The following is a 15011-nucleotide window of genomic DNA, read 5'->3' as shown; positions in this document are numbered from 1 at the left end:
CCCGAGGGAACCCACCCATGCAGCGCTTCATGCTCCACGCCAAGATCCACCGCGCCACGGTGACGCAGGCCGACCTGCACTACGTCGGCTCCCTCACCCTGGACCGCGACCTCATGGACGCGGCAGGCTTGCTGCCGGGCGAGCAGGTGGACGTCGTCGACGTCGACAACGGCAACCGGCTCACGACCTACGCCATCGAGGGCGAGCGCGGTTCGGGCATCGTCTGCATCAACGGCGCGGCCGCCCGCCTCATCTCGCCCGGCGACCTCGTCATCGTCATCGCGTACGCCGCCATGGACGAGGAGGAGGCCCGCACCCGCGAGCCGCGGGTCGTCTTCGTGGACCGGGACAACCGGGTCGTCGAGGTCGGCGACGACCCGGGCGACGTGCCGGACGGGTTCGGGCTGCGCACCTCCGCCGTGACCAGACACGCCCATGTCGGCTGACCGCCCGGGGGCTGACCGCCCGTCGGGCGACCCGGCGCTCGGTCCGCCGCTGGCCGTCCCGCGCTGGCTGGTCTCCGGTGAACCGGGCTGGACCACGTCGGCCGACGTGGTGGTCGTGGGCTCGGGCATCGCCGGGCTCACCACCGCGCTGCGGCTGCGCCAGCGCGTCGACCGGGTGCTGCTGGTCACCAAGACGGTCCTCAGCGAGGGGTCGACCCAGTGGGCGCAGGGCGGGATCGCCGCGGCGCTCGACCCGGCCGACTCCCCGCAGGAGCACCTGCACGACACCCTCGTCGCGGGGTGCGGGATCTGCGACGTCCCCGCGGTCACGGCGCTCGTCCACGAGGGGCCGGAGCGGGTGCGCGAGCTCGTCGCGCTCGGCGCCGAGTTCGACCTCGACGAGGAGGGGGAGCTGCGGCTCACCCGCGAGGGCGGCCACCACCGTGACCGCATCGCCCACGCCGGCGGTGACGCGACGGGCAAGGAGATCTCCCGCGCCCTCATCGCCGCCCTGCACGCCGTGCAGGACGACCCCGGCATCGAGGTGATCGAGCACGCCCTCGTCGTCGACCTGCTCCAGGACGTCGACGAGCGGGTGTGCGGCGTGACCCTCCACGTCATCGGCGAGGGCCAGATCGACGGCGTCGGAGCGGCCCTGGCCCGCGCCGTCGTGCTCGCCACCGGCGGCCTGGGGCAGGTCTACTCCGCGACGACGAACCCCTCCGTGGCGACCGGGGACGGCCTCGCGGCAGCCCTGCGCGCAGGGGCGGTGCTCACCGACGTCGAGTTCGTCCAGTTCCACCCCACGGTGCTGTGGCTGGGCGAGGGGTCCAGTGGGCAGCAGCCGCTGATCTCCGAGGCGGTACGCGGCGAGGGTGCGTTCCTGGTCGACCGCGACGGGGTGCGGTTCATGCAGGGCCGGCACCCGCTGGCCGACCTCGCCCCCCGGGACGTGGTGTCCCGCGCCATCGTCGACCGGATGCACGAGACGGGGGAGCAGCACGTGTTCCTCGACGCCCGCCACCTCGGCCGCGAGTTCCTCGAGCAGCGGTTCCCCTCGATCGTGGCGCGGTGCCGCGAGCTGGGCTTCGACCCCGCGGTCGACCTGCTCCCTGTGGCGCCGGCCCAGCACTACGCCAGCGGGGGAGTGCGCACCGACCTCGAGGGCAGGTCCTCCCTCGACGGCCTCTACGCCTGCGGCGAGGTGTCCTGCACGGGGGTCCACGGCGCCAACCGGCTCGCGTCCAACTCCCTGCTCGAGGGCCTGGTCTTCGCCCACCGCATCGCCGATGACATCAGCGCGCGACTGGCCGCCGGCGAGCTCCCACCGGTCGAGCCGGCGCCCGCTCCGGCAGGCACTGCACTGCTGGACGGGTCGGCCCGGGTGCAGGTGCAGGCCGCCATGACGGCCGGCGCCGGGGCGGTGCGCTCCGCCGGGTCGCTGGCGCAGACCGCGGCAACCCTCGTGGAGCTGGCCGCTGCGGCGACGTCGGAGGAGCCCGGACCCGAGTCGTGGGAGACGACCAACCTCCTGCACGTCGGGCAGGTGCTCACCCTCGCCGCGACGCTGCGCGAGGAGACCCGTGGCGGGCACGTCCGCTCCGACCACCCCGAGCTCGTCGACCCGGACTGGCGCGGCCACACGCACCTCGTCCGTGGCGCGGACGGCACGGTCACCACCTCCTTCGAACCCGTCCCCGAACAGGACCTCGCATGACCGACCCGCACTTCCCCGAGGATGCCGCGCTCGCCGTCGTCCGCACCGCCCTCGACGAGGACCTCGGCGGCCCCGACGGGGTCGACGTCACCACCTCGGCCACCATTCCTCCCGAGCAGGTGAGCAGGGCCCACGTCGTGGCGCGCGCCGACGGCGTGCTCGGCGGCATACCCGTCGTCCCGCTGGTCTTCGACGAGGTCGCCCGTCGGCTCGGCGCCGAGCCGGTCCGCGCCACGCTCGAGCGGGCCGACGGCGACGGGCTCGTCCGCGGCGACGTGGTCGCCACCCTGGAGGGGTCGACGCAGGTCGTGCTCGTCGGCGAGCGCACGATGCTCAACATCCTGTGCCGCCTGTCCGGCATCGCCACCCACACGCGGCAGTGGGCCGAGCGGCTCGAGGGCACCGGCGCCACCGTCCTCGACACCCGCAAGACCACGCCCGGCCTCCGCGCGCTGGAGAAGTACGCCGTCCGAGCCGGCGGGGGCACCAACAAGCGGATGGGCCTCCACGACGTGGCCATGATCAAGGACAACCACAAGCTCGCGGCCGGCTCGCTGGCGGCGGCGTACTCCGCGGTGCGGGCCAAGTACCCCGACGTGCCGGTGCAGGTGGAGGTCACCACCACCGAGGAGGCGCTGGAGTCGGTCGGCGTCGGCGCCCGGTTCCTGCTGTGCGACAACATGTCCGTGGAGCTGCTGCGCCAGACGGTCGAGGCGGTCCGCGCGACCGGCGAGGCCGTCGAGCTCGAGGCGACCGGCGGCCTGACGCTCGACGTGGCGCGCGACTACGCCCTCACCGGCGTCGACTACCTCAGCGTCGGCGGCCTCACCCACTCCTCGCCGATCCTCGACCTCGCCCTCGACCTCGCCCTCGACCTGGTCGGCTGACCCCGGCGTTCTGCTGAGGACCGGGTCGGGCGCGATGCGAGGGCGAGGTGTGCCGCTGGGTACCCTTTGCGGGTGAGTGAAACCCCCACCGTGACCACCGCGAACCCGACGGACGCCCTGCCCGAGGCCGACCTGCCCGAGCAGATGCAGGTCCGCCGGGACAAGCGCGACCGCCTGCTCGCCGAGGGCAAGCAGGCGTTCCCGGTCTCGGTGGCGCGCACCCACACCCTCGCCGCGGTCCGCGAGCAGTGGGGGCACCTGGAGACCGGCGAGGAGACCCAGGACGTCGTCGGGGTCGCCGGCCGCGTCATCTTCATCCGCAACACCGGCAAGCTCGCGTTCGCGACCCTCCAGGAGGGCATCGGCACCCGCCTGCAGGTCATGCTCAGCCTGGCCGAGGTCGGCGAGGAGGCGCTCGCCGAGTGGAAGAGCACCGTCGACCTCGGTGACCACGTCTTCGTCGAGGGCCGCGTCATCTCCTCCCGCCGCGGCGAGCTCTCGGTGATGGCGAGCCGGTGGGAGATGGCCTCCAAGGCGCTGCGCCCGATGCCGGTCATGCACAAGGACCTGTCCGAGGAGTCGCGGGTGCGACAGCGCTACGCCGACCTCATCGTGCGGCAGGAGGCCCGCGACATGGTGCGCACCCGCGCCGCCATCGTCAAGGCGGTCCGGACGACGCTGGAGGAGAGCGGCTACCTCGAGATCGAGACCCCCGTCCTCCAGCTGATCCACGGCGGGGCCACGGCCCGGCCGTTCCACACCCACCTCAACGCCTTCGACCAGCCCATGACGCTGCGCATCGCGCTGGAGCTCAACCTCAAGAAGGCCGTCGTGGGTGGCGTGGACAAGGTCTTCGAGATCGGCCGCATCTTCCGCAACGAGGGCGTCGACTCCACCCACAGCCCCGAGTTCACGATGCTCGAGGCGTACGAGGCCTACGGCGACCAGCGCACGATGGCCGAGCTCATGCGCGCGATGTTCCTCGCCGCGGCCGACGCCGTCGGCAGCCGCCAGGTGGAGACCCCGAAGGGCGTCGTCGACCTCGACGGCGAGTGGCGCTGGCTGCCGGTCTACCAGGGCGTGAGCGAGGCGGTGGGCGAGACCATCACCCCCGACACCGATGCAGGCACCCTGCGGGCGATCGCGGCGCGCCACGACGTCGAGGTCGACCCGGCGTGGGAGGCCTCCAAGATCGTCACCGAGCTGCTCGGCGAGCTGGTCGAGCCCCACCTGCTCCAGCCGACGTTCCTGTGCGACTACCCGCCGCACGCCCAGCCGCTCGCCCGGCCGCACCGCGACGACCCCGAGCACCTCATCGAGGCCTGGGACCTCATCATCGCGGGCGTCGAGCGCGGCACCGCGTTCTCCGAGCTCGTCGACCCCGTCATCCAGCGCCGCGTCCTGGAGGAGCAGTCGCTCAAGGCGGCCGGTGGCGACCCCGAGGCGATGCAGCTCGACGAGGACTTCCTCCGGGCGCTGGAGTACGGCGCGCCGCCCATGGGCGGTCTCGGCCTCGGCATCGACCGCCTCGTCATGCTGTTCACCGGCGCCAACATCCGCGAGACGATCCTCTTCCCGCACCTGAAGCCGGAGGCCACCCGGTGAGCGGGATCTGGCCCTACGTCGCGGCGCTGATCCCGTCGGCAGGCGTCGGCGTGCTCTTCTGGGTCGTCATCAAGAACATGATGGAGGGCGACCGCAAAGAACGCCTCGCGCATTCGCAATGGGATGCCGCCCACACCCAGCACGACGAAGAAAACAGCGACAATTCCACGAATTCTGAGGCCGACCACAAAAACGGCTGAACGGACCTCTTTGCGCGGGGTCGCCCGAACCAATACTTTGATGGCACCCCGCACATTGTCCGAAAGGAATTCCGATGGCCCAGCGCGTCAACATCGTCCTCGATGACGACCTCGACGGCGGACCCGCCGACGAGACCGTGACCTTCGCCCTCGACGGCGTCAGCTACGAGATCGACCTCAGCAGCGCCAACGCCGCTGCCCTGCGTGACGCCCTCGCGCCCTACGTCGGGCACGGCCGCCGCTCCGGTGGGCGTCGCGCCTCCACCTCACGTGGCGGCTCTTCCGCCCGCTCGTCCGCAGGAAAGCGCGACCTCGCGGACGTGCGCGAATGGGCTCGCCAGAATGGCCACAAGGTGAGTGAGCGCGGTCGTATTTCGGCCGAGATCCAGGCCGCCTACGACAAGGCGCACTGAACCATCTGCCTCCACGGTCCGGCGGGTGACATTTCGGGTGCTGCCCGTGAATGTCACCCGCCGCGTCGTTGACCTGCGCGAACGTGATGGATGATTCCCTCGGCGCCCTGGTGCGCGCCATTCGACCGCACCTTGTGTGGGGTCTCGGCGCCGCATCCGGAGAAGTCCCCGACCTCCCGCTGGTGTGGACCTCGCTGCTGGCACCGCTCGATGGCGACCCGACGGCCGAGTGGCGGACGGCGTTCGCCCGCGCGACCGGTCGCTACTACGGCACACCCCCGCCGCCGGCGATGCCGGCGGCCTTCGTCCTGCAGTGGTGCCTCGAGCTGCCTGCCACCCTCGGCGCCGCGGCGGCGCTGTCCGGTCCGTGGGTGCTCGACCCGCGCACGGCCGGCCTGAGCTTCGCGGTGGAGCCCACCGCCGCCTACCCGACGACCTTGCAGCTGCGCTCGGCCGGCGAGGTCGTCGACGACCCGGGTCGCCGGCTGGCGGCGGCCAGGGACGCCTACCTCGACGCCGGACGGGAGCTCGCCGCGGGCTACCACCCCGGGGTCAAGATCGGCCGGCACCAGCGGCTGGCGATGGTCGACGACCTGTGGGCGATGGCGTTGGCCAGGCTGCGCGGGCGCGGACCGGTCGAGCGGGCCTCGTGCTGCTACCTGTACGCCGTGCCCGGCACCCACGAGTGCGCCGGCTGCCCACGCCTGCGCCGCCGCTGAGCGCAGGACACCGGCGCAGGTCCCACGGGCGGTTCCCTTCCGTGGTCGCGCGTGGGCGCCGTCCCGGCTATTTCGTTTGCGTGGGCGAGCCGGCGTCGCTTGGCTGGCCGCATGACCGATCTGTTCACGCCACGGCTGGTCCTCCACCCCGTCGACGTCGCGGAGGGCGAACGCATCATCTCGCGCAGTGCGGGCGACGACGACCTGTGGGCGGCGGACTTCCCGCAGGAAGGCGACGTCATCTCCGTCGCTGCCTACCTCCGCCGTACGGCGGACGGCGGTGAGCAGCGCCCCTTTGGCTTCTACCGGATCACCCGGGCCTCGGACGGACGGGCCATCGGAGGAATCGGCTTCAAAGGAGGACCCGACGGTGGGAGCGTCGAGATCGGCTACGGCCTGACCCCCTCGGCGAGGGGCAACGGCTACGCCGCCGAGGCCGTGGCTGCCCTCCTCAGCGTGGCGACCGATCACAGTGTTGACCGCGTCGCGGCCGATACCGACCGGGCCAACATCGCCTCGCAGAGGACCCTCGAACGAGCGGGGTTCACGCGCCGAGGCAACGGGGCCGACCTGTACTCCTACGAAGCCGTCCTCGGCACCAGCTGAACGCGCAGCAGAGCGCTCCGCCGGCACCGGTCAGAGAAGGTCGGCGACCAGGTCGCCGTCGGCGTCGAGCCGGTCGAGCACGTCGTCGAACATCAGCTGCTCGAGCTTCCTGCCCTCGGCGCCGGCCTCGACCTCGTCCCAGGTGCGGGGCGCCGCGACCGTCGGGGTCTCCTTGCCGCGCAGCGAGTAGGGGCAGATCGTCGTCTTGGCCGCGACGTTCTGGCTCCAGTCGAGGAACACCTTGCCGGGGCGCAGCGACTTGGTCATCTTCCAGACCACGAGGTCGGGATGCTTCTTGGTCAGCTCCTGCGCCAGCTGCTGGGCGAGGTCGCGGGTCTGGTCCGACGTCAGGTCGCCCGGCAGGGCGGCGTACAGCTGCATGCCCTTGCTGCCGCTGGTGACGGGGAACAGGTCCAGACCCAGCTCGCCGAGGCGGTCGCGGACCATGACGGCGACCCGGGCGCACTCGTGCAGGCCGGCCCCGGTGCCGGGGTCGAGGTCGATGACGAGCCGGTCCGGGTGCAGGCGCGCGCCGTCCTCATCGACCTTCCACTGCGGCACGTGCAGCTCGATCGAGTTGAGGTTGACCAGGTAGGTCAGCTGGGCGAGGTCCTCCACGACGGGGTAGGTCACGTCGTCGACCTTGACCCGGGGCAGCCAGGACGGCGCCCCCGACGGCAGGTTCTTCTCGAAGAAGCTCTGGTCGCCGGTGCCATGGGGCCAGCGCACCCGGGTCAGTGGCCGGGAGGCGAGCTGGGGCAGCAGCACGTCGGCGACCTGCGCGTAGTAGTTGAGCACCTCGCCCTTGGTCGTCTCGGTCGAGGGGAAGAGCAGCTTGTCGAGGCTCGTCAGCTTCAGCTTGCGGCCCTCGACGACGACCGAGGTGGTCTCACTCACCGGAGACCTCCGCCCGGGCGTCGGCCAGCAGGTCCTCGGGGGTGAGGTCGGTGCGCACGCCGAGGTAGGCGGGCTGCCGCAGCCGCCCGTCGCGCGTCACCTCCAGGGTGCGGGCCTCGACGACCACCCGCGGCTCGACCCAGAACGCGCCCTCGGCGTCGATGCGGGGGACTGGTGTGTCAAACGGTGCGGTGTCGCGCGCCAGCGGCCGTAGCAGCTCGGTCAGCTCGCGCTGCGCCTTGCCGGCGATCCCCGAACCCATCCGCCCGGCATACCTCCAGCCCTGTGGCGTGGCGATGCCGAGCAGGACGGCGCCGAGGCGGTCGGTGGTCCCGGTCTCCGGCCGCCAGCCGCCGACGACGGCCGACACCGTGGTGCGGTGCGGTGACTTCAGCCAGTCGGTGGACCGCCGTCCGGGCAGGTACGGCGCGGAGAGCCGCTTGCTCACGACGCCCTCGAGCCCCTGCTCACGGGTCGCGGCGAACAGCTCCTCGCCGTCGTCGTAGACGGGCGGGACCTGCCAGTGGCGGCCGGTGAGGTCGAGCCGCTCGAGCAGCTCGCGTCGCGCCGACAGCGGCTGGGAGGTGAGGTCGGCGCCGTACAGCCGCAGCAGGTCGAACACCATCAGCGTGACCGGTCGCACGGCGGACAGGCGCTCCGCCTTCCGGCGGTCCTTCACGTGCATCCGGTCGGCGAGCGCCCCGAAGGAGGGGCGACCGCCGTCGAGGGCCACCACCTCGCCGTCGAGCAGCATGTCGTCGTAGAGGTCGGCCAGGGGTGCCAGCTCGGGGTAGCTCGCCGTCACGTCGTTGCCCGTCCGGGAGGTCAGGGTGAGGTGCCCGTCGCGGATGTCGGCGAGCACCCGCATGCCGTCCCACTTCACCTCGTGCACCCAGTCCCCGCCGTGGGGGATGGCGGTGGCCGGAGTGGCCAGCATGGGGCGCATGCCCGCATTGTGTCAGCGTGGCGTGAGACCGGAAGGGGATCGGACGCACCTCACGGCACGAGTCCGGCCTCGTGGGCCAGGACGACGAGGGCGACCCGGTCCCGCGCGCCCCACTTGGCCAGCAGGCGGGCCACGTGCGTCTTCACGGTGGTCTCCGAGATGTGCAGCGCGGCGGCGATCTCCGCGTTGGTCTGCCCCTGCGCGACACAGCGCATCACCTCCGACTCCCGGCCCGTCAGCCGGGCCAGGGCCGCCGCGTGCGCGGGGCCGGGTGCGCGCAGGTGCCCTGACACCAACCTGCGCAGGACCGCGGCGTCGAGCATGGTCTCGCCCTCGGCGACCGCCCGCACCGACGCCACGAGGGCGGCCCGCGGGGTGTCCTTGAGGAGGAAGCCGCTGGCGCCGGCACGAAGGGCCCGGACGACGTTCTCGTCGTCGTCGAAGGTGGTCAGCACGAGGACCCGGACGCCCGGACACTGCACGACCACCCTGCGGGTCGCCTCGATCCCGTCGAGCACCGGCATCCTCAGGTCCATGAGCGCCACGTCGGGCTGCTCCGCGCGACAGAGGGCGACGGCACTGGCGCCGTCGGCCGCCGTGCCCACCACTTCGATGTCGTCCTGGGCGTCGAGGATGAGCGCGAAACCATCGCGCACCAGCTCCTGGTCGTCGACGACGACGAGCCGGATCATCGCAGGAGCACCGAGCCGGGCAGCTCTGCGCGCACCCGGAAACCGCCGTCGGGCAGGGGTCCGGACTCCAGTCGCCCACCGCAGGCCTCGATGCGCTCGCGCATGCCTTCGAGGCCGTGCCCGGCCCCGCCGCCGCGCCCCCGCGGGCCGCCGTTGAGGGATGCGGCGACTGGGCCATGCGTATCCCATGACGCTCGGACCGCTGGTGCCTCGCGGTCCGTGGGCCCCGTCGTGCCCGCGTTGTCGACCTGGACGCTGACACCGTCGGCGGCCAGGGCGAGGCGGACGGACGTGGCTTGGGCGCCGGAGTGGCGCAGCGAGTTCGTGAGGGCCTCCTGCACCATCCGGAAGACCCCCGCCTCGGCGTCGGTGGAGAGCCTCAGGCCGGGTTGGGTGTCGAGGGTGACCGGCAGGCCTGCGGACCGGAACACCTCCACGAGACCGGGGAGGTCTGCGAGCCCGGCGTGCGACACGACCTCGGGCCGCCGCAGCAGGCCCAGGACCCCGCGGGTCTCGTCCAGGGCGGACCGGCCGGTGCGCTGGATGTTGCCGATCGCCCGTTTGGCGGCCGTGGGGTCGCGGGTGAGGAGCTCGTCGGCGACCTCGGCCTGGACCACGATGATCGAGAGGCTGTGCGCGAGCACGTCGTGCAGGTCTCTGGCCACGCGGAGCCGTTCCTCGGCGGCGACGGCCCGGGCGTCCGCCCGCGACTGCCGCTGGGTGGCCTCGACCCTCCGGTCGGCTTCCCGCAGCCACCACCCGAGCCCCCAGATCCAGACCATGTTGAGGCTCCAGGGCCACGTCGACGCGAGGGTCTCGCGGGGGCTGGCGGCCCCGCCGAGGAGTGCGCAGCCCACCGCGAGCGGCAGGGCGACCAAGGACAGGCGCGCCGAGCCGTGGCGGCCGGCGGCGAAGACCGCGAGCACGAGCAGGAACACCGCGGGGGCCGAGGCGATCGTCGTCCCCAACGCCGCCGGCACGAGGATCGACCCACCGGTCACGCACAGCGCCGCGAAGGGGATCCGGCGGCGCGTGACGAGAGTCGTAGCGGTCACCACCAGCGCGGCGGCCATCACCTCGCGAGAACCGACCACGACGTCCGCGGTCCAGATGTCGACCTGGGCCCAGAGCAGGAGCGCCAAGGGAGGGGCCACGTCGAGGACCGTGAAGGGTCCACGACCCAGCTCCCGGAGACGCCCGGCCTCCCACCACATGCGTCCACGGTAGGCCCGTCCCGTCACCACCGCGTCGTCCTGCGGGACGAGTGCCGTCCTGCCCGAGGACGACCCCGCGTACCCGATGGAGACGCAGTTCGGCCGCGCCGGCGGACGACGCGGATCCCGTGGCCCGGCAGCCTCGAGAGGCAACACCGGCCAACCCAAGGAGGTCCTCATGTCCGCCCCTCTCGCAGTCCCGTCCGCAGCGACGACGGCGTCCACGTGGGGACGCGTCCGCGTCCTCGTGCTCTGCCTCCTCTACACACTGCTGTCCGCATGGGCTCTGGTCATGGCCTCGTTCGGCACCGCCATGGTCGTCCTCCACCGCCTTCCCGACCCCCATGCCCTGACGTTCGGCGCGCTGGGGGCCGCCGCGTTCAAGATGCTGACCCTGGGTCCGGCCCTGGTGGTGCTGGTGACCCGCGGGCGCAGCGTCCTCGCGGTCCGGGCCCTGGTGCTCGGACAGGTCGTCTGGTTCGTGGACGACCTGGTCGCGCCGCAGGACCACGCCTCCCTCCCCGAGCTCATGGCGCGGTACGCCGTGTCGCTGGTGCTCTGGGTCGGTCCGTGGCTGGCGCTGTCGCCGGACCGCGCGCGTCTGTGGCGCGACCCGTGGCCGGTCCGCCCTCTCGTGGCGGCGCTGGCCGTGCTGTCCGCGCTCGTCTGTGCGCCGTGGGTGGCGACGATCACTCGGCTCGACGCGTCGGCGATGACCTCGGTGGGCAGCATGGCGGAGCTGCGGTACGACGTGGCGGGTCTCGGGCTTGCCGCGGTCGCAGCCCTGGGCCTCGCGGCCGTGTCGCGCGCGGTGTGGTGGGACCGGCTCGTGGCGGCGGCCCTGGCCTGGGCTGCGTTCGCCTGTGTCGTGGCTCCCCACGGCTACGGCTCCCCGGGCTACGTCGGTGCGGTGGCTGTGCTGCCGGCGGCCGCGCTGCTGTGGCTGGCGCGGCCCGACGGTCAGCGTTCCTGAGCCCTGACCGGCAGTGTTCCTGAGTCCTGACCGGCAGCGTTCCTGAGTCCTGCGCGCAGTACTGGTGAGCGCCTCCTCGGCATTCGTGAGCCGTGCGCGTGGCGTCCACCCCGCGGTATGGGCCAAGATCGGTGGTATGCGAGCCATCTGGAAGGGAGCGGTGTCGTTCGGGCTGGTCAACGTACCGATCCGGCTGTACTCCGCCACCGAGAACCACGACGTCCAGTTCCGCCAGGTGCACCGTGAGGACGGCGGCCGCATCAAGTACCAGCGGATCTGCAGCATCGACGGTGAGGTCGTGTCCTACGACGACATCGCGAAGGGCTACGAGACCGAGGACGGCGACATGGTCGTCCTGACCGACGAGGACTTCAAGGACCTGCCGTCGCGCAGCTCCAAGGAGATCTCGGTCGAGAAGTTCGTTCCGGCCGACCAGATCGACCCGATGCTGCTCGACAAGTGCTACTACCTCGAGCCCGACAAGGCCTCCACCAAGCCCTACGTGCTGCTGCGTGACGCGCTCGAGAAGGAGAACCGCATGGCGGTGGTCTCCGTCTCGATCCGCACCCGCATGACGATGGCGGTGCTGCGGGTGAGGGAAGGCGTCATCGTCATGCAGACGATGCTGTGGCCCGACGAGGTCCGCAAGCCCGACTTCGCCCACCTCGACGACGACGGCAAGGCCACCAAGCAGGAGCTCGCGATGGCCGACCTCCTCATCGAGCAGCTGGCCGGCGACTACGAGCCCGACGACTACGAGGACGACTACGCCCTCGCGCTGCAGTCCCTGGTCAAGGCGAAGGTCGAAGGCGGCGAGGTGCAGGTGGCCGAGGAGTCCAAGGACGAGTCCGGCGAGGTCGTCGACCTGCTCGCGGCGCTGAAGAAGTCCGTCGACAAGGCCAAGGCCGCCCGCGGCGAGTCGACCACGGAGGAGAAGCCGGCTGCCAAGAAGGCGACCGCCAAGACGACCACGGCGAAGAAGACCGCCGCCAAGAAGACCGCGAAGAAGGCCAGCTGAGTGCCCACCTCCACGACAGGTATGCCGACCGACGACGACCTGGCGATCGTCACCGACTGCGAGCGGGCCCTGCTGACGGGAGCCGTGCGCGGTGACCGCCTGAGCGCAGGCCTCCTGCTGCACGAGGACTTCCACGAGTTCGGTGCGTCGGGCGTCGTCTGGGACCGCGAGTCGATCCTGCAGATGATGGAGGACGAGGCGGCCTCCGGGCCGGTCGACATCCGTGCCGAGCAGCTCGTCGCCAGCGGCCTGGCACCCGGCGTCGTCCTGGTCACCTACGACTCCGTCACGCCCTCGCGCCGCGCGCACCGCAGCTCGGTGTGGGTGCGCAGCGGCGGTCGCTGGCAGGTGCGCCACCACCAGGGCACCGTCGTCGCCGACGAAGCCGTCGACGGCGGTCCGGGTGCGGGTGCCGGGACCGGGTCGGAGCGCACCGCGTGATCGAGATCCTCGACCCGACCGAGGTGGACCGGGCGCGGGCGACCGGTGCCCTGGTCGCCGACATCCTCGCGACGCTGCGGTCGCGCAGCGTCGCCGGCACCAACCTGCTCGACATCGACCGGTGGGCGCGGGACATGATGCTCGCCGCCGGGGCGCAGTCCTGCTACGTCGACTACGAGCCGTCGTTCGGGCGCGGGCCGTTCGGCCACTACATCTGCACGTCGCTCAACGACGCCGTCCTGCACGGGCTGCCCCACGACGAGGTGCTGGCCGACGGTGACCTGCTGTCCCTCGACCTCGCCGTGTCCTTGGACGGGGTCGTCGCCGACTCGGCGATCAGCTTCGTCGTGGGCGGTGCCGGGTCGGCGGAGGACGAGGCGCTCATCGCCGCCACCGAGCGTGCGCTGCAGGCCGGCATCGCCGCGGCCGGGCCGGGTGCCCGCCTCGGCGACGTCTCCCACGCCATCGGCTCCGTCCTCGGCTCGGCCGGGTACTCCGTGAACACCGAGTTCGGTGGCCACGGCGTCGGGTCGACGATGCACCAGGACCCGCACGTCCCCAACACCGGCCGGCCCGGCCGCGGCTATGTCCTGCGCCCCGGGCTGCTGCTGGCCCTTGAGCCGTGGGTGATGGCCGACACCGCGGCACTCACCACCGACGCCGACGGCTGGACCCTGCGCAGCGCCACCGGCTGCCGGACCGCCCACAGCGAGCACACCGTCGCCATCACCGAGGACGGCGTCGAGGTCCTCACCCTGCCGAGCGCCCGCGCCTGACAACCCGAGCCTGCGGACCACGCAAGGCCCGAGTCGGGGCGGCGAGGACGGACGGCAACGGGCATACAGGGCTTGCGCCGCGGGAGTACGGTGACGCCAGCGTCGCGCAGTGAAGGGCCGGCGCACGGCGGAGGGGTGTTCGCGATGGGGCGAGCAGTGCGGTTCCCAGGGGCAGCGACGATCGCGTGCGCCGTGCTGGTGCTGGGCCAGGGCTCGGCGTCCGCCGAGCCGTCGCCAGAGACCCGACCTTCGCCGGCGAGACCCGCCTCTGCGCGGCCGATGGCGGTGCAGGCGCCGGCGGCAGCCCAGGCGGCCGACTTCGACACCGGCCTGAGCTTCGACACCCCCGCGGCGCAGGTCCCGCCCGGCAGCTGGGTCCTGCTCACCCCCAGCTACGTCGTGACTGGCACCCCGCCTGCCGGGGCTGACCTCGGCTTCAGCGTCACCTACCCCCGAGGCCTGGCGGTCGAGGCATCGAACGGTCAGTGCACCGTCTCCGCCGCGACACGCACGGTGCACTGCACCAGCCCTGCCGAGGGCGCCAGGCCGCAGATGCGGGTGACGGTGGACCGGGCCATGACACCGGGCCAGGTCCTCGTCCTCACGGCCACGGTCGACCCGGTGCCGGGCGACTCCGACCCCGGTGACGACGTGGCCACGGCGACAGTGACCGTGGTGCCGCTCGAGGCGCACGTGGACGTGACGGCACCAGCCACGGCGCGGGAGGGCCAGGTGTTCACGGTCGTCGTGCGCCTGCGGAACGATGGTGACGTCCCGGTGGGCGACGACTTCCGGGGCTCGGTCACCATGAGCGACTCGGGACCGGGCGGTGGCGAGGAGTTGTTCCGCTGGGTCTCCCTGCCACCCACCTGCGGCACCGACCCTGCCTCCTACCAGTGCGGTGCGGGCGGGACCGTGCCTCCCGGAGGCAGCACGACGTACAGCTTCCGGCTCGAGGCGCTGCCCGGGGCTGCCGGAAAGTCGTTCACGATGTCGGCGAGGTGGAACCCGACGGCGACCACCCAGGTCGAGGACGCCGTGCGCGTCCGCATCCTCCCCGCGGTTGCGGTGGTGCGCCCTGGGCCCGGCACGAGGACCAGCCCCGTGAGGCCCGTCGCCCCAGCCACCGCAGCACCTGCAGCGCCAGAGCTCGCCGCCACCGGTGCGAACGACCTGCTCCTCAGCGTCCTCGGCCTCGGGCTGCTCGGCGTGGGTTGTCTTCTCCGGCGGTTCGGGCCGACCGGCCGGCGCGCTCCACGCCCCTCCCGGTGACGGCGAGCGGCATGGACGGCCGGACGGGCCACCGGTCCGGCTAGGTGTACTGACCTGACAGGTTGGTCAAGCGGGTGATGGGTGGCTTGTTCCCGCAGGCGGTGTGGGGTCGGTGGTGGTTGTACTCGTGGATCCATGCTGGCAGGGCGGCCCGGCGTTCGCTTTCTGAGGTGTAGGCGCGGGCGTAGC

General features: G+C 72.4%; 18 protein-coding genes. 13 read left to right on the top strand and 5 right to left on the bottom strand.

Annotated elements, in window-relative coordinates; genetic code table 11:
* The first annotated feature begins 17 nt into the window (after positions 1-17).
* The 8 genes from panD (at position 18) to AB4Z02_RS16170 (ending at position 6593) form a co-directional block, all read left to right on the top strand.
* Positions 18-446: an aspartate 1-decarboxylase gene (gene panD, locus AB4Z02_RS16205; protein WP_056883195.1), complete on the top strand. Its 429-nt coding sequence runs from the start codon at positions 18-20 to the stop codon at positions 444-446.
* Positions 436-2163, top strand: coding sequence for an L-aspartate oxidase (locus tag AB4Z02_RS16200; protein ID WP_441972225.1), 1728 nt, complete (start codon positions 436-438; stop codon positions 2161-2163). The genes panD and AB4Z02_RS16200 overlap by 11 nt, the downstream gene beginning before the upstream one ends.
* Entirely contained in the window at positions 2160-3050 is an 891-nt protein-coding gene (gene nadC / locus AB4Z02_RS16195; RefSeq protein WP_441972223.1) for a carboxylating nicotinate-nucleotide diphosphorylase, read from the top strand. The genes AB4Z02_RS16200 and nadC overlap by 4 nt, the downstream gene beginning before the upstream one ends.
* Before the next feature lie 144 nt (positions 3051-3194).
* Complete coding sequence (gene lysS, locus AB4Z02_RS16190) at positions 3195-4655, top strand: lysine--tRNA ligase (protein ID WP_441972253.1); 1461 nt, start codon at positions 3195-3197, stop codon at positions 4653-4655.
* Positions 4652-4855 (top strand): hypothetical protein, encoded by a 204-nt coding sequence (locus tag AB4Z02_RS16185; protein ID WP_056883199.1) that lies wholly within the window; start codon positions 4652-4654, stop codon positions 4853-4855. Before lysS ends, AB4Z02_RS16185 begins: the two co-directional genes overlap by 4 nt.
* Before the next feature lie 74 nt (positions 4856-4929).
* A complete protein-coding gene (locus AB4Z02_RS16180; protein ID WP_441972221.1) occupies positions 4930-5268 on the top strand; it encodes a histone-like nucleoid-structuring protein Lsr2 in 339 nt (112 codons plus the stop codon).
* Positions 5269-5354: 86 nt separating this feature from the next.
* Complete coding sequence (locus AB4Z02_RS16175) at positions 5355-5987, top strand: (2Fe-2S)-binding protein (protein ID WP_441972219.1); 633 nt, start codon at positions 5355-5357, stop codon at positions 5985-5987.
* A 111-nt stretch (positions 5988-6098) separates the two neighbouring features.
* On the top strand, positions 6099-6593 hold the full coding sequence (locus tag AB4Z02_RS16170) for a GNAT family N-acetyltransferase (RefSeq protein ID WP_056883202.1): 495 nt from the start codon (positions 6099-6101) through the stop codon (positions 6591-6593).
* 30 nt (positions 6594-6623) lie between these two features.
* On the opposite strand, the gene ligD (AB4Z02_RS16165) is transcribed toward AB4Z02_RS16170, so the two are convergent.
* From ligD (AB4Z02_RS16165) to AB4Z02_RS16150, 4 genes are read right to left on the bottom strand one after another with little or no spacing between them, the layout of a single operon-like run.
* Positions 6624-7490 carry a non-homologous end-joining DNA ligase gene (gene ligD, locus AB4Z02_RS16165; RefSeq protein WP_441972217.1) on the bottom strand — a complete coding sequence of 289 codons (867 nt, stop codon included), beginning with the start codon at positions 7488-7490 and terminating at the stop codon, positions 6624-6626.
* The gene (ligD, locus tag AB4Z02_RS16160; protein WP_441972215.1) at positions 7483-8436 is read right to left on the bottom strand and encodes a non-homologous end-joining DNA ligase; all 954 of its coding nucleotides are present in this window, start codon (positions 8434-8436) and stop codon (positions 7483-7485) included. Before ligD (AB4Z02_RS16160) ends, ligD (AB4Z02_RS16165) begins: the two co-directional genes overlap by 8 nt.
* 50 nt (positions 8437-8486) lie before the next feature.
* The gene (locus tag AB4Z02_RS16155; protein WP_056883205.1) at positions 8487-9128 is read right to left on the bottom strand and encodes a response regulator transcription factor; all 642 of its coding nucleotides are present in this window, start codon (positions 9126-9128) and stop codon (positions 8487-8489) included.
* Positions 9125-10282, bottom strand: a complete 1158-nt coding sequence (locus AB4Z02_RS16150) for a sensor histidine kinase (protein ID WP_441972213.1) — start codon at positions 10280-10282, stop codon at positions 9125-9127. Before AB4Z02_RS16150 ends, AB4Z02_RS16155 begins: the two co-directional genes overlap by 4 nt.
* Before the next feature lie 238 nt (positions 10283-10520).
* Here AB4Z02_RS16150 and AB4Z02_RS16145 point away from each other — a divergent pair, with 238 nt between their 5' ends.
* The 5 genes from AB4Z02_RS16145 (at position 10521) to AB4Z02_RS16125 (ending at position 14822) form a co-directional block, all read left to right on the top strand.
* Positions 10521-11315, top strand: a complete 795-nt coding sequence (locus AB4Z02_RS16145; protein WP_056883207.1) for a hypothetical protein — start codon at positions 10521-10523, stop codon at positions 11313-11315.
* 136 nt (positions 11316-11451) lie between these two features.
* Positions 11452-12333: a non-homologous end joining protein Ku gene (gene ku / locus AB4Z02_RS16140; protein WP_441972211.1), complete on the top strand. Its 882-nt coding sequence runs from the start codon at positions 11452-11454 to the stop codon at positions 12331-12333.
* Positions 12334-12774: a nuclear transport factor 2 family protein gene (locus tag AB4Z02_RS16135; protein WP_200949215.1), complete on the top strand. Its 441-nt coding sequence runs from the start codon at positions 12334-12336 to the stop codon at positions 12772-12774. It abuts the gene before it with no gap.
* Entirely contained in the window at positions 12771-13550 is a 780-nt protein-coding gene (gene map / locus AB4Z02_RS16130) for a type I methionyl aminopeptidase (protein ID WP_441972209.1), read from the top strand. Before AB4Z02_RS16135 ends, map begins: the two co-directional genes overlap by 4 nt.
* Before the next feature lie 279 nt (positions 13551-13829).
* On the top strand, positions 13830-14822 hold the full coding sequence (locus AB4Z02_RS16125) for a hypothetical protein (protein ID WP_441972208.1): 993 nt from the start codon (positions 13830-13832) through the stop codon (positions 14820-14822).
* 40 nt (positions 14823-14862) lie between these two features.
* On the opposite strand, the gene AB4Z02_RS16120 is transcribed toward AB4Z02_RS16125, so the two are convergent.
* Positions 14863-15011: integrase core domain-containing protein (locus AB4Z02_RS16120; protein WP_441972251.1), on the bottom strand; the 149-nt coding region annotated here is incomplete at its 5' end.

Origin of the sequence: Pedococcus sp. 2YAF34, from assembly GCF_052114585.1 — a bacterium.
Taxonomy (GTDB): domain Bacteria; phylum Actinomycetota; class Actinomycetes; order Actinomycetales; family Dermatophilaceae; genus Pedococcus.
Note: the sequence above shows the minus strand (reverse complement) of the source record. Positions and strands in the feature narration are given on the sequence as shown.